Origin of the sequence: Sphingobacterium sp. R2, from assembly GCF_040760075.1 — a bacterium.
Classification (GTDB): domain Bacteria; phylum Bacteroidota; class Bacteroidia; order Sphingobacteriales; family Sphingobacteriaceae; genus Sphingobacterium.
The window spans coordinates 23,521-38,147 of sequence record NZ_CP142884.1; the positions used below are offsets into that span (position 1 = coordinate 23,521).

The window sequence follows — 14,627 nt, forward strand, 5'->3', positions numbered from 1 at the left end:
GTGGGACCGTCAGCCCCATGAACCTTTACTTTAATTCACATAATTCTGCAACCGATAAGTTAAACCTTCAGCAATGGATATTGCTTGTTGTTGATCAAATCTAATTTCCATCTTGCGTAAGGGAACACGCATAAGTTCCATGCGTTGGAAGGGATTTCCAATATCAAAGCTATCTGCTTCCTCTTTTTGGGATTCGGGCAGTGCGGATATCGTTTTCCACAAAACGGCAGGTGAGCTATCGTTATTCAGATTCATCAACCTGAGGAGTTCAGCAAAAGGCAAATTCGGAAAGGTAACTTTTTGTTCGATTACTGCAGCATTGATAGGTTTTGAAGAACGAATGTCAGTTGTTGTATTTGATTCTTCGTGTAATTTAACTTCTTTAGGGGTAGAAGACTGACAATTGTAAAAGAGTAGCGATAGGCCAAATAAAGGGAGAGATAGGCCATACTTTATTAGATATTTTTTCATATCTATTTTTGTTTAAATGTATTTTATACAAATTCACCTTATTTGGGGCATATATCACAAAAAAGCTCCAGTAATAATATCTGGAGCTCTTTTTCTTCAATTTGCCATTCGGGCTGATAAGATTATTTAATGTCCCTTTGGTTCGGCGTCTATACGTTTAATATCTGCACCTAATTTCCGTAAGCGCTCTTCGATATCTTGATAGCCGCGTTCAATTTGTTCGATGTTGTGGATCACAGACTTGCCTTTTGCCGATAAGGCTGCAATGAGTAAGGATACTCCGGCGCGGATATCAGGGGAAGTCATTTCAATACCTCTCAGGTGGTGCGATTTGTTCAATCCAATAACAGTGGCGCGGTGCGGATCGCACAAGATAATCTGAGCTCCCATATCAATCAGTTTATCGACGAAGAACAAACGGCTCTCAAACATTTTTTGGTGAATCAATACATTACCTTTAGCCTGCGTTGCCACCACGAGCACTATACTCAATAAATCTGGTGTAAAACCTGGCCAAGGTGCATCCGAGATGGTCAGAATAGATCCATCTATAAATGTATCAATTTCATAAGAGTCTTGTGCAGGAATAAAAATATCGTCACCACGCAGTTCAAACTTGATACCCAAACGCGAAAATACAGATGGGATAACACCAAGTTCTTCAAAACAGACGTCTTTAATAGTGATTTCAGAACCTGTCATTGCAGCCAATCCGATAAAAGAACCAATTTCGATCATGTCGGGCAACATACGGTGTGAAGTACCGCCAAGACGTTCTACACCTTCAATGGTCAACAAATTAGATCCAATACCGGATATTTTTGCTCCCATGCGGTTTAGCATCTTACATAATTGCTGTAAATAAGGCTCACAAGCCGCGTTGTATATTGTTGTTGTGCCTTTAGCCAATACGGCAGCCATTACAATGTTGGCAGTACCGGTCACTGAGGCCTCGTCCAATAAGATATAGCTTCCTTTAAGCTCTGTTGCATCAACATTAAAAAAATGATTGGTAGGATCGTAAATAAATTTGGCCCCCAGTTTTTCAAAGCCCAAAAAATGTGTATCCAATCGTCTACGGCCAATTTTATCGCCCCCCGGTTTTGGGATAGCTGCTTTGCCGAATCGAGCCAACAAAGGTCCAACAATCATAATTGAGCCCCGCAACCCCCCTCCTTTTTCTTTAAATTCGGGTGATTGAAAATAGTCTATATTTATATCTTTAGCTTCAAAAACATAGGTATCCTTATCAATGCGATTGATTTTAACACCTAGCGCTCCTAACAGATCGATCAGCTTATTGACATCTTTAATATCTGGGATATTACTGATGGTCATGGGTTCTTCTGTCAGCAAAACTGCTGAAAGAATCTGTAAGGCCTCATTTTTTGCTCCTTGAGGAATAATCTCTCCCTTTAACGGTTTTCCACCGATTATTTCAAATGCGTTCATTTATTCTATAAGTGATATCTTCTTAATACATACTCTCCGCTTGTATTTCCCTTGGGTATTTGGTTTTATTGTTGCGTAAAACACCGAATTTTTTAAAAAAAGCAGGCAATTGTAAAGAAATCTGTTAATCACTTCGCAATTGCCTGCTTCTTTGAACAATTTTAAGAACTAGCCTCGTTTGTTATTATAGTTACCCTGTGGCTTTCTGTTTCTGTTATTATTACTTCCGTAACTATTGTTATTGTTACTTCCGTAGCTATTACTGTTGCTTCCGTAGTTGTTGCGTTTGGTATTATTGTTATTGTTGTTTGCCATACGGGGCTTACCACCACCTTTCGACTGATGACCGGAATTATTGTTATTGTTGTTGTTATTATTTCCGCCCGAATTACTGTTGGCCGGACCTTTAACACGATTTCCCGGAGGCGGCGTTTTAAAGTCAAGTTTCGTCAAAACAGTACCTTCTGGTAAGCTCAATTGATAACCTGACAGCTCTTTGAGATCCTGAATGATCAATTCATCCGAAACGGAATCTTTATTCCAGGTCAGGTAAGCCATTTTCATAAAATTGGCAATACCGATAACCATCTGCTCCCTTTTGGCTTCGTCATTAGCCAATAGCGCCTTCTCAATCATTTTCTCTACGGTAAAACCGTAATGCTTGAATCGGATGGAATGCTGTGGATAGCCGAGGTGCTCCACTTCGTGTTTCACGCTTTTGGCAGTAGCAATTGGATAAGGCGAGTCGATATCCAATTTAAAATCAGAAATAATCTGCAGGTGGTCCCACAGCTTATGTTTGAAATCAGACACATCTCGAAGATGTGGGTTTAACACCCCCATCATATCGATTACAATTTGTGCGTGTTTATTTCTTTCTTCCTTTGTGGGTAAAGTACAGATGTAATCTACCATATTTTGCACATTGCGACCATATTCTGCAAGGATCAATTTTGGTCTAGTGCTGTTGTAGTCAAAGTTCATATAGCTAATATAAGTACCTAAGTAAACGATCAAGATGTCGTTTTGGTATTTTATTATTGAATTATTCTAAGTTTTGCAAATTTAAGCAACAATTGTTTCTGTCCCAACTCTTTAAAGAAAATAGTTGCTTTAATATCTCCTTTATTTCCTTCGAGATTAACAACTTTCCCAAATCCGAAGCGTTCGTGTTCAACTTCCATGCCGACTTGAAGGTTTGATGTATCTGAAGGAGCAAAACCCGCAGTAGGTTTGTGGGCTTTTGGCAGTATTGACGTCGTTTTCACCATCGGCTTAGGCTTAGGTTTAGAAAATGTGTCATCACTGTCCTTTTGTTGCCATGCAATTCGTTCGCCTTGAAAACTTCCGGCTGAGGCAGAAGTTTGTCGTGGTTTAAAATCCAATGCTAGACATGCCGGATTTAATTCATCCAAGAAGCGACTGGGTTCGCAATTATTGAGCGTTCCCCAACGATATCGCGAAGTAGCATACGAAAGTAGTAATTTTTTTTCAGCTCTAGTCACAGCGACATAAAAAAGTCTTCGTTCTTCCTCCAATTCCGACCTGGAATTTAAAGATAACTGCGACGGAAATAAGTTTTCTTCCAAACCAACGATAAAAACAATCGGAAACTCCAGTCCTTTCGAAGAGTGGATGGTCATTAAGGATACGGTATCAGCGTTTGGATCTTTATCATTATCGTCGTTTGTCAACAGAGCGATATCTTGCATGTATACGTCCAGTCCACGCTCTTCAATGTCCTCTCGCTCCGAAAATTCCTTAATACCATTAAGAAGTTCCTGGATATTTTCGTAGCGTGCCAATCCTTCTACGGACTTATCTTCATACAATTCTTTTAGAATACCACAGTGCTGAGCAATGTGCATGGCCGTATCAAAGGCGTTATTATTTTTGGCCAGGGCTTGAAAACTCTGTATCATCTGTGCAAAACCACCAACAGAGGTTGCACTACGTCCATCAAGAAACTGAGCTGCATTGGCAACAACATCCCAAATGCGGTATTGATTCTGATCTGCGGCGATCATAATCTTCTCGATTGTTGTATCCCCTATCCCTCTGCGCGGGTAATTGATAACGCGCTTTAACGCTTCCTCATCGTTTGGATTGAAGGTAAGCCTAAAATACGCGATTAGATCTTTAATTTCTTTCCGTTGATAGAAAGAAGTACCACCATATATTTTATAGGGAATATTAATTTTGCGTAAGGCCTCCTCCATTGCCCTGGATTGGGCGTTGGTACGATACAGAATAGCAAAATCTTTAAAATTAAGCCCTTTTAACGATTTCTCTTCAATGATCTGGTCGGCGACGATCTTACCTTCCTCATTGTCAGAGAACGCACGTGAAACCCTGATTTTTTCGCCCTCTTCATTATCTGAAAAAACATTTTTCTCCAATTGATTCTGATTGTTGGCGATCACCGAATTAGCTGCATTCACGATCATCTTGGTAGATCGATAATTCTGCTCCAGTTTAAAGATCTTCACATCCGGATAATCTTTTTGGAAATTTAGGATATTCTGAATATTTGCCCCGCGAAATGCATAGATAGACTGTGCGTCATCCCCTACGACACAGATATTTTCGTTGACTGCTGCCAGTCGCTTGACAATAAGGTATTGTGAAAAGTTCGTATCCTGATACTCATCGACCATCAGATAACGAAACTGGTGCTGATATTTATGCAGTACCTCTGGATGTTTATTCAATAATACATTTGTTTTAAACAACAGATCATCAAAATCCATGGCTCCTGCCCTGTAGCAGCGTTGCGCATAGGTCATATAAATTTGTCCCAATTGCCCACGACCGTTGGAAATATCTTCGGCCAAGATGGCTTCATTCTTATTATATTCCTGCGGTGATATCAGGTTGTTTTTTGCTTGCGAGATCCGTCCGTACACATGATTGACGTTATACAGTTTATCGTCAAGATTCATTTCTTTTAAGATGGCACGCAACAAGCTTTTGGTATCGTCGGTATCGTAAATGGTAAAGTTTCTGGGATACCCGATCAATTCAGCTTCTACCCGGAGTATTTTTGCAAATACGGAGTGGAATGTTCCCATCCAAATATTTTTCGCTTCGCTCCCTACGACAGAAACGATACGGGCACGCATCTCTTTGGCTGCCTTGTTGGTAAATGTCAATACCAAGATATTGAATGGATCAACACCTTTTCGAATCAAGTGTGCTACACGATAGGTAATCACCCGTGTTTTTCCTGAACCAGCCCCTGCAACAATCATCACAGGACCTTCTGTTTGCTCTACGGCTCCTCGTTGTGAAGGGTTTAAACCCGCTAAATAATCCAAATTAACTCCTTAAATTTTATAACCTGAGAATAGGGTATAAAAGTACAAATTTCCTGTCGATCCCTCAGGCTATCTTGCTAATATTTTTACACAAAAAAAACCGATAATAAAGATTATCGGTTTTTATATCAAATAAGTGCTATTTAGCCTCTGCTATTATAATTTGGTGCTTCCTTCGTAATCGAAATATTATGCGGATGAGACTCTCTCAAGCCTGCTCCTGTAATACGGACAAACTGAGCTTCCTGCAACTTTTCAATGGTGGCAGCACCACAGTAACCCATGGAAGCGCGCAATCCACCGACATATTGATAAACGACTTCAGCCAGTGTGCCTTTATAAGGAACACGACCAACAATACCTTCAGGAACCAGTTTTTTAATATCATCTTCCACGTCTTGGAAATAACGATCTTTAGACCCTTTTTCCATGGCTTCAATTGAGCCCATACCGCGGTAAGACTTAAACTTACGTCCTTCGTAGATAATGGTTTCACCTGGGGCTTCTTCCACTCCTGCGAATAATGAACCGGCCATAATTGTGCTTGCTCCAGCGGCAATTGCTTTTGCAATATCGCCTGTCTGTTTAATACCACCATCAGCAATCAATGGTACGCCAGTTCCTTTCAGTGCTTTCGCGACTTCATATATGGCATAAAGCTGAGGAACACCGACACCAGCAATAATACGTGTTGTACAGATTGAGCCCGGTCCGATACCTACTTTTACGGCATCTGCACCTGCTTCAGCTAAAGCTGTTGCTGCTGCACCTGTCGCAATATTTCCAACGATTACCTGAAGTTCAGGAAATTGGGCTTTCACTAATTTCAGTTTATCGATCACCCCTTTTGAATGCCCATGTGCCGTATCAATGGTGACCACATCTACTCCTGCCTTCACCAAAGCTTCAACGCGGTCCAACGTATCTGGTGTAACGCCTACAGCAGCGCCCACCAATAAACGTCCATGACTATCTTTAGCGGCATTGGGGTAATGCTTATATTTTTGAATATCTTTAAATGTAATCAAACCTTTCAAAATCCCTTCACTATTGACGACTGGAAGTTTTTCGATCTTTTCGTTTTGAAGAATCTCTTCAGCTTTTACCAAATCTGTTCCTTCCGGTGCCACGACAAGATTTTCTTTCGTCATCAATTCATTGATTGGGCGAAGCATATCTTTTTGAAAACGAAGGTCACGATTGGTTACAATACCGACTAACTGCCCATTTTCATTCACAACGGGAATACCGCCGATCTTGTGCTCCTTCATGATATTAAAGGCGTCTCCTACTGTTGCTGTTGCCAATAAAGTAACAGGATCCTGAATCATGCCGCTCTCCGAGCGCTTAACTTTGCGTACTTCAGCAGCCTGTTCTGCAATAGTCATGTTCTTATGCAACATACCAATACCGCCAGCTTGTGCAATCGCTATGGCTAAATCAGCACCAGTTACCGTATCCATTGCTGCAGAAACCAATGGGATATTTAATTTGATTTTTTTTGTTAGCGAAGTACTCGTATCAACGTCACGGGGTAAAATTTCAGAATAAGCTGGAATTAATAAGACGTCATCGTAAGTGAGACCTTCTGCTACGAATTTTTGTGGATCTAATTGCATGGCAAATATGTATTGGGTTTTCTATTTGCCAGGCAAATTTAAGAAAAATAAGTAATATAAAAAAATAAAGTATATAAATTACAATCGAAAGACAAATTAGAACCATTATGAATTAAACATTCCATTTTCTTTATTTCAGACGCGATTATTTTTTGGCAAGCTATTTGCTTTCGGTAACACGAAAAGTTATTTTAATTAATGAAAATATAAAGATAAGATAATTATGAAAAAGACACTACTTTCATTAGCTGCAGTCGCAGCATTAGCATTTGGTACACAAGAAGTAAAAGCTCAATCTCCTCAACGCGCTGCTATCGGTGTGGTTTTCGACGGATCGATCGGTGACTTATGGGGGGTTCAATACAAACAATCAATGGGTGGCGCAAACAATGGTCAAGCGCAGGTAATGTTTGATGACCATGTGGTAGCAGTTGGTGCTGATTGGCAACATGCAAGACCTTTCCGTGGCGCTCCAGGTTTAGGCTGGTACGCAGGTGTCGGTGCACAATTAACGTTTGTAGACGCTGGTGATAACATCACTTATGTGGGATTAAGACCGCAATTGGGTCTAGAATTTAAAATTCCATCGGCTCCTATCGGTCTTCACGCTGACTGGAAACCAAATTGGACTTTAAACCATGGTTCTGATTTTGACGCTTCAACATTTTCATTTGGTATCAAATATACATTAAGATAATAGAAGCAGTTCAAATAGCTTAAAAAAAGGTTCTTCTCATCATGAGGAGGACCTTTTTTTATGAAATAAAATGCATAAGTATTTCTTTTTTTCTTCAATTCTCCTATTTTTATGCCGTTGACCTAATTGGCATAAATAAAACTTTTCATTCTACAAAAATTTTATACCTTTGCCATTCTTGGTAAAATGTGATTAAACAAGAACTAATTATCAATTACATAAACAGTATTTAACATTATAATTAATACAATTAATAACAGACGATGCAAGGTAAAGGGCTGATTAAACTTTTAGTGATAGTGGTGTCATTAGCGTGTCTATACTCCCTATCATTTACTTGGGTGACCCGCAATGTGGAGCGCGATGCTGAGAATTTTGCCAAGGGAGATTTGGCAAAAGAGAAGAGCTATCTAGACTCAATGGCAGGTGAAGTAGTGTACAATTTAGGGTTTGCAAAATACACCTATCGGGAAGCCAAAGCAAATGAACTCGCTTTGGGATTGGATTTGAAAGGTGGTATGAACGTAACCATGGAAATCTCGTTGGACGAATTGATCCGCAATTTGGCAAATAACCCAAAAGATGAGAAATTCAACAAAGCGTTGGAACAGGCCGTAGCAAAAAGCAAAACGAGTGCAAAAACAGTCGTTGCTTTATTTATGGAAGAATACAAATCCATCGGTGCGACAACTCCACTTTCAACATTCTTTTCAACAAAAGATAATGCTGCGCTAATTAAACCTGGTGATTCAGACTCCAAAGTTGAATCGTTCCTTCAAAAAGAAGCGGACAATGCCATCCAAAATTCCTACAAAGTACTTCGTACACGTATCGATAAGTTTGGTGTTGCATCGCCAAACATTCAAATTCAACAAGGTACAAACCGTATTTTGATCGAGTTACCTGGTGTCAAAGATGAAAGCCGTGTGCGTAACCTGCTTCAAGGCTCCGCAAAACTGGAGTTTTATGAGACCTATACTAACCAAGAAGTTTATCCATTACTGGAAAATATCGATAAAACTTTAGCATCAACGTTAAAAGCTGCTCCAGCTGCTACGACAAATGCCACAGCAGATACAAGCAAAAAATCAGATGATTTATTGTCTAATCTAACCGGTGGTAAAAAAGATGCTAAGAAAGACAGTGCTGCTGTAAATCTAGGTCAGAAAAATCCACTATTTGAAGCCTTACGTCCAGCTGTTTATATGGGCGAAAACCAACAAATGGCACTTATGCCAGGTTCAATGGTGGGTATTGCTTCGTTAAAAGATACCGCAAAAGTAAATGCATACTTGCAACGTCCTGAGGTAAAATCAATTCTTCCCGGAAACTTAAAACTTTTATGGGCTGTTAAACCTGAACAAAAGACACCTGAGCAATTATCCTTATACGCAATTAAAGGCTCAGGACAGGACAATGGAGCAGTATTAACAGGCGATGTGATTACCGATGCTACCGCGAACTTTGATGAGAAAAATCAACCCGTGGTTGGTATGCAAATGAACAGCGAAGGTGCACGTGAATGGAAGAAAATTACCGCAAAAGCGGCTCAAAACAGAGATGCAATTGCGATCGTTCTTGACAATGTGGTGTATTCTGCTCCTTCTGTAAATGGCGAGATTCCGAATGGTAGTTCTTCAATCTCAGGTTCTTTTACGGTAGAAGACACGAAAGATTTGGCAAACGTATTAAAAGCTGGCCGTCTTCCAACAACTGCTAAAATTGTTGAAGAAGCCATCGTGGGTCCTACTTTGGGGCAAGCTGCCATCGACGCCGGTGTTAACTCGGCTGTTATCGGTATTATCGTCGTAATGATCTTTATGATTGCTTACTACAATACAGCAGGTATCGTAGCAAACATCGCGGTGTTATTAAACGTATTTATCATTATGGGGGTATTGGCATCCTTAAATGCTGTACTCACCTTACCGGGTATCGCGGGTATCGTATTGACGATGGGTACCGCAGTGGATGCGAACGTCTTGATCTACGAACGTATCCGTGAAGAACTGGGCTTAGGTAAATCGATCCGTCAGGCGGTAGCAGATGGTTACAAACATGCGTTACCATCCATCCTGGATTCGCAGATCACAACCTTCTTAATTGGTATCATTCTATTCTTATTTGGTAGTGGTCCGATATTAGGTTTCGCAACAACGTTGATGGTGGGTATTATTACTTCATTGTTTACGGCAATCTTAGTGACACGCGTGATCTTTGAATGGATGTTGGCGAAAGATTTCAAAATTAAAGTCTCTTTCCCTTGGTCTGCAAAAACCTTGCAAAATGCAAATTTCAAATTTGTTCAGAAACGTAAAATCTTCTATGCGATCTCTATCGTAGCGGTGTTAATTTCTGCTGCATCTATTTTCACAAAAGGATTTAGTTTAGGCGTAGATTTTCAAGGTGGACGTACCTATACAGTTCGTTACGATAAGCCTGTAGACTTGGAAGCTGTACGTACAAACTTGGATGATATCTTCAAGAAAACAACGGAAGTAAAAGTTTTTGGTGCATCCAATCAGTTACGTATCACAACAACCTACCATATTGAAGAAACTTCTGATGCAGCTGATAAAGAAGTGCTGGACAAATTGAATCAAGGTCTATCGAAAGTAGATGCTTCCAATAAACATGAGATCCTTTCGTCTCAAAAAGTTGGACCAAGTATTGCCACTGATATCAAGTCCAGAGCAACCAGTTCGGCAATATTCTCTATCATCATTGTTGCAGCTTACATCTTGATCCGTTTCCATAAATGGGAATATTCAATTGGGGCAGCTATTGCAACAATCCACGATGCGATTATTTTATTGGGATTATTCTCTCTCTTGGATGGTATCGTACCGTTCTCGCTTGATATTGACCAACACTTTGTAGCAGCGATATTAACTGTAATTGCTTACTCGGTGAATGATACAGTGGTTGTATTTGACCGTTTACGTGAATTCGTATCTAAACCAAATGCACATAATGAAGATCTTGGTGATGTTGTAAACCATGCGATCAACTCGACATTAAGTAGAACAATTATCACATCATTGACAATCGTGTTTGTTCTTGCTGTATTGTTTATATTTGGTGGTGAAGTTATCCGTGGATTCTCATTCGCAATCTTAATCGGTGTTATCGTAGGTACATATTCATCGATTATCTTAGCTGCACCTTCAGTATATGATTTACGCAAAGGAAAGCATTTGGCAGAAGGTAATACTGCTAAAAAAGCTGAAGTCGTAAGACCATAATAGCTGATATTGATAAAATAAAAAAGGGCATTCATTCGAACGCCCTTTTTTATTGCATTCAAATTACTTGTCACACTAAATATTTTAAATATATTTGTTGCACTAAATATTTGTATGCTAAACGAAAAATTTGACCGCTACTCTTTCATCTTGGACCAAACAGCCAAGAAGGTAAAGCAATTTGCCCAATCCTCTTTTGCGGAGAAAGGATTTGATATCACTGTGGATCAGTGGACGATTTTAAAGGCTTTGTATGAAACGGATCAGCTTTCGCAAAAGGAACTGGCGAAACGCTGCGGAAAAGACCAGCCAACATTGACACGGATCGTTGATATCCTTCTTAAAAAAAATCTAGCTGAACGGGTCATTGACGAAACAGACCGCCGGAGTCTTTATTTGCATTTGACGGAAGAAGGAAAATTAAAAGTAGCATCGCTTTCGCCAATTGTTGCGGAGATTCGTATGAAGGCCTGGGAAAATTTAACAGCGGAAGATTTCGATGCTTTTACAAGGATTCTGAACACTATATATAACAACTTAAATATAGAATAGTTATGATAAATACGGATATCTGTATCATTGGAGCAGGACCTGTTGGCCTATTCGCTGTTTTCGAAGCTGGGCTTTTAAAAATGCGCTGCCATTTGATTGATGTGTTACCTCAGGTAGGCGGACAGCTGTCGGAGATTTACCCACACAAACCTATCTATGATATACCCGGTTATCCAAGTATAACCGCACAGGAGCTGATCGATAAGCAGCTTGAACAAATTAAACCTTTCGACCCTACTTTCACCTTAGGTGAACGTGTAGAAGAAATTACTAAACAGGACGATGGCTCTTTTATCGTGGCAACTAATGATCATACGGTTGTTCACACACAAGTTATTGTTATCGCCGGGGGCTTGGGCTGTTTTGAGCCGCGTAAACCGGAGATTCCGAATCTTCATTTCTATGAAGGAAAAGGGGTAGACTATATGGTAAAAGATCCCGCCAAGTACCGGGATAAAAAAATTGTTATTGCCGGTGGTGGCGACTCTGCGCTTGACTGGACCTTTCACCTCGCAGACATTGCGCAGCAGGTAACTTTAATACATCGGAGCGACTCCTTTCGAGGTGCTCCAGACTCAGCTGAAAAGGTGTTCAAATTGGCCCAGCAGGGGAAAATCAATTTATTGCTTTCCCACAGTCTGATCAACATTCATGGCAATGGCAGTTTATCCCATGTTGAAACAACCAATAAAGACAAAGAAGTTATCGCTACAGAGGCAGATTATTTTATTCCTCTATATGGACTTACACCCAAGCTTGGTCCAATCGCAGACTGGGGATTAAATATCGATAAAAATGCGATAGCGGTCAACACTTTTGATTACTCCACCAATGTAGAACGTATTTACGCAATCGGAGACATCAATACGTATCCCGGCAAGCTGAAACTGATTCTTTGTGGATATCATGAAGCTGCCCTGATGTGTCAAAGCGCTTTTAAATTTGTCTACCCAGATCAAAAATTAACATTCAAATACACCACGGTAAACGGTATAAATACATTCTAGCCATGGATAATAATCTAATTAACATTACTGTTATTGATCGGGAGGGAACCGAAAATATGCTGGAGATTCCGACCGACATCAATCTTTCACTGATGGAAATTTTAAGGGCATCAGAATATGAAATATTGGCAACCTGCGGTGGGATGGCTTTATGCGCTACCTGCCATGTTGAGGTTATTGAAGGTCTAGAATCGCTGGCTTCAGCGAGCGATCAGGAGCTCGATATGTTAGACACACTCCCCGATGCTGATGATCAAAGTCGGCTCGCCTGTCAGCTTTATCTACAGAATTGCAACAACGGCATGAAGATCAAGATAAAAGGCGCACTGCAGTAGTGAAGCCATGGTGTATTTTATACACCATGGCTTCACTACTAACAGCCTTTTTTTTAGACGTCAGGAGACCGACATAAAAGACTAAAAATCAAACATCTACAAAACATATGATTGAAAGATTTAGCCTTTTCACAATAAAATTCACAACATATCGGCGCAATAAATAAATATTTTTTAGTTTTTTGAACCAAAATTTAAGATATTTGCAGCTTAATTCGATTGTACCGAATTTTTACAACAAACTATTAAAAATATGCCAAGCAATAGTTCAAATAGAAAATTCCCAAGAGTAATCATTATTGGTGCTGGATTTGGAGGAATTGAAGTTGCTAAAAAGCTTAAAAATAAGGAAGTTGATGTTCTGTTGCTGGACAGAAATAACTTTCATACTTTTCAACCTTTGATGTATCAGGTAGCCACGGGTACTCTTTCGGCGGATTCTATTTCTTTCCCTGTCCGCAAAATGTTCAAAGGCCAAGACAACTTTCACTTTAGACTTGCTGACGTAAAGAGTGTAGATAATGCGGCCAAAATTGTAAGGACAGATGTTGGTGATTTTGACTATGATTATTTGATCGTTGCGACAGGCGCTACGACGAACTTCTTCGGCAATCAACAAATCACGAAATATGCTTTGCCAATGAAAAACATACAAGAAGCATTAAACATTCGTAGCTATGTTTTACAGAACCTGGAAGAGGCGGTACGGATAGAAAATCCGGCTGATCGTAAAGCCAATCTGAACTTCGTTATTGTCGGAGGTGGTCCGACAGGTGTAGAACTTTCGGGTGCAATCGCAGAAATCAAAAACAACGTTCTTGAAAAAGACTATCCAGAATTAAAAAAATCTGAGATGTCGGTGTACTTGGTCGAAGGACTTCCGAAAGTATTGGCCAATCTGTCTGAAAAATCTTCCAAAGATTCGGAAAGGTACCTGAAAGATCTAGGTGTAGAAGTGTTATTGAATGTTCAGGTAACGGGATATGATGGTAATTCGATTACTTTCGCCGACGGCAGAAGCATTGAGACAAAAACCGTGATTTGGGGTGCCGGCGTAGCTGGACAATATCCTGATGGCTTCAAGAAAGAAATTATTCAGCGCGGAAACCGTATACAGACGGACGACCAATGTCGCGTTATCGATATGCCAGGTGTTTATGCCATTGGTGATGTTTCGGCGTTTATTACTGATGATCTTCCTCGTGGCTTACCAGGTGTTGCACCGGTAGCTCAACAACAGGGAGCATATGTTGCTAAGCACATCCTTCAAACAATTTCCAACCAACCAACTGAGAAATTCAATTATTTCGACAAAGGCTCAATGGCTACTATAGGCCGTAATAAAGCGGTAGTTGATATGGGAAAAATTCATTTTAATGGATTCTTTGGCTGGATGACCTGGATGTTTGTCCACTTGATGTCCATCTATGGATTCAGAAATAAACTCATTACTTTTGTGAACTGGTCCATTAAATTTTTCACAAAAAACAGCGGTGTACGTTTAATATTCCACAAGTACGATGAACCAATTCCGGAAAAGAATCAGGCAGAAACAGTGCAATAGTCTTTTAACAGTATTTCCCAGCTGAAATAAATCAATATCCCCGACAGCGCCATGATCTTACAATCATGGCGCTGTCTTTTTTATCCCCCCTCTAATCAGCTTACCACTGGCCATAATGGTGCACTAGTTGAGTATCTCATCACATCACAACATTAGCCTTCCACTGACTTTTCAAAACCCAACGTTCTTTATTGGATTCTTTGTTTTAACAGCCAACGATTTCAAAAAAAACCTGTTTTATGCATCTCTTAGGGGTATCCAATTTAAAATAACTTTGCTTAGCACGTAACATTTACAGATTATATTCGTTAAATTTAAAGACAGTTTTTTCCAGATCGAATTTACTTTCATAATATCTTTTTTTTTGA

11 protein-coding genes are annotated in these 14,627 nt (G+C 39.9%); 6 read left to right on the forward strand and 5 right to left on the reverse strand.

The genetic code is table 11. The features are described from left to right. Positions 1–30: 30 nt before the first annotated feature. From VXM68_RS00110 to guaB, 5 genes are all read right to left on the reverse strand, one after another. Complete coding sequence (locus VXM68_RS00110; RefSeq protein ID WP_367210118.1) at positions 31–471, reverse strand: hypothetical protein; 441 nt, start codon at positions 469–471, stop codon at positions 31–33. Positions 472–597: 126 nt separating this feature from the next. Next, entirely contained in the window at positions 598–1,923 is a 1,326-nt protein-coding gene (gene murA / locus VXM68_RS00115; RefSeq protein WP_293957809.1) for a UDP-N-acetylglucosamine 1-carboxyvinyltransferase, read from the reverse strand. A gap of 168 nt (positions 1,924–2,091) precedes the next feature. Further along, positions 2,092–2,907, reverse strand: coding sequence for a DUF4290 domain-containing protein (locus VXM68_RS00120; RefSeq protein ID WP_294186181.1), 816 nt, complete (start codon positions 2,905–2,907; stop codon positions 2,092–2,094). Between the two features lie 53 nt (positions 2,908–2,960). Continuing rightward, positions 2,961–5,240, reverse strand: coding sequence for an ATP-dependent helicase (locus VXM68_RS00125; RefSeq protein ID WP_293957807.1), 2,280 nt, complete (start codon positions 5,238–5,240; stop codon positions 2,961–2,963). A gap of 143 nt (positions 5,241–5,383) precedes the next feature. Further along, complete coding sequence (gene guaB, locus VXM68_RS00130; RefSeq protein ID WP_293957806.1) at positions 5,384–6,859, reverse strand: IMP dehydrogenase; 1,476 nt, start codon at positions 6,857–6,859, stop codon at positions 5,384–5,386. A 223-nt stretch (positions 6,860–7,082) separates the two neighbouring features. On the opposite strand from guaB, the gene VXM68_RS00135 reads away from it, so the two are divergent. The 6 genes from VXM68_RS00135 to VXM68_RS00160 all read left to right on the forward strand — a co-directional run bounded on the left by VXM68_RS00135 (position 7,083) and on the right by VXM68_RS00160 (position 14,259). Next, complete coding sequence (locus tag VXM68_RS00135; RefSeq protein ID WP_293886918.1) at positions 7,083–7,556, forward strand: hypothetical protein; 474 nt, start codon at positions 7,083–7,085, stop codon at positions 7,554–7,556. A 263-nt stretch (positions 7,557–7,819) separates the two neighbouring features. Further along, positions 7,820–10,801 carry a protein translocase subunit SecDF gene (gene secDF / locus VXM68_RS00140; RefSeq protein ID WP_294186185.1) on the forward strand — a complete coding sequence of 994 codons (2,982 nt, stop codon included), beginning with the start codon at positions 7,820–7,822 and terminating at the stop codon, positions 10,799–10,801. Positions 10,802–10,915: 114 nt separating this feature from the next. After that, entirely contained in the window at positions 10,916–11,353 is a 438-nt protein-coding gene (locus VXM68_RS00145) for a MarR family winged helix-turn-helix transcriptional regulator (protein ID WP_294186187.1), read from the forward strand. 2 nt (positions 11,354–11,355) lie between these two features. Beyond that, positions 11,356–12,360 carry an NAD(P)/FAD-dependent oxidoreductase gene (locus VXM68_RS00150; RefSeq protein ID WP_294347431.1) on the forward strand — a complete coding sequence of 335 codons (1,005 nt, stop codon included), beginning with the start codon at positions 11,356–11,358 and terminating at the stop codon, positions 12,358–12,360. Positions 12,361–12,362: 2 nt separating this feature from the next. Then, positions 12,363–12,695 (forward strand): 2Fe-2S iron-sulfur cluster-binding protein, encoded by a 333-nt coding sequence (locus tag VXM68_RS00155; protein WP_294186192.1) that lies wholly within the window; start codon positions 12,363–12,365, stop codon positions 12,693–12,695. Positions 12,696–12,948: 253 nt separating this feature from the next. Next, positions 12,949–14,259, forward strand: coding sequence for an NAD(P)/FAD-dependent oxidoreductase (locus tag VXM68_RS00160; RefSeq protein ID WP_293957801.1), 1,311 nt, complete (start codon positions 12,949–12,951; stop codon positions 14,257–14,259). Positions 14,260–14,627 lie beyond the last annotated feature (368 nt).

Coding starts and splice junctions, on each gene's coding strand:
- VXM68_RS00145 (WP_294186187.1), top strand. CDS start 10,916: ATGCTAAACGAAAAATTTGACCGCTACTCTTTCATCTTGGACCAAACA.
- VXM68_RS00150 (WP_294347431.1), top strand. CDS start 11,356: ATGATAAATACGGATATCTGTATCATTGGAGCAGGACCTGTTGGCCTA.
- VXM68_RS00120 (WP_294186181.1), bottom strand. CDS start 2,907: ATGAACTTTGACTACAACAGCACTAGACCAAAATTGATCCTTGCAGAA.
- VXM68_RS00160 (WP_293957801.1), top strand. CDS start 12,949: ATGCCAAGCAATAGTTCAAATAGAAAATTCCCAAGAGTAATCATTATT.
- VXM68_RS00155 (WP_294186192.1), top strand. CDS start 12,363: ATGGATAATAATCTAATTAACATTACTGTTATTGATCGGGAGGGAACC.
- murA (WP_293957809.1), bottom strand. CDS start 1,923: ATGAACGCATTTGAAATAATCGGTGGAAAACCGTTAAAGGGAGAGATT.
- guaB (WP_293957806.1), bottom strand. CDS start 6,859: ATGCAATTAGATCCACAAAAATTCGTAGCAGAAGGTCTCACTTACGAT.
- VXM68_RS00135 (WP_293886918.1), top strand. CDS start 7,083: ATGAAAAAGACACTACTTTCATTAGCTGCAGTCGCAGCATTAGCATTT.
- VXM68_RS00110 (WP_367210118.1), bottom strand. CDS start 471: ATGAAAAAATATCTAATAAAGTATGGCCTATCTCTCCCTTTATTTGGC.
- secDF (WP_294186185.1), top strand. CDS start 7,820: ATGCAAGGTAAAGGGCTGATTAAACTTTTAGTGATAGTGGTGTCATTA.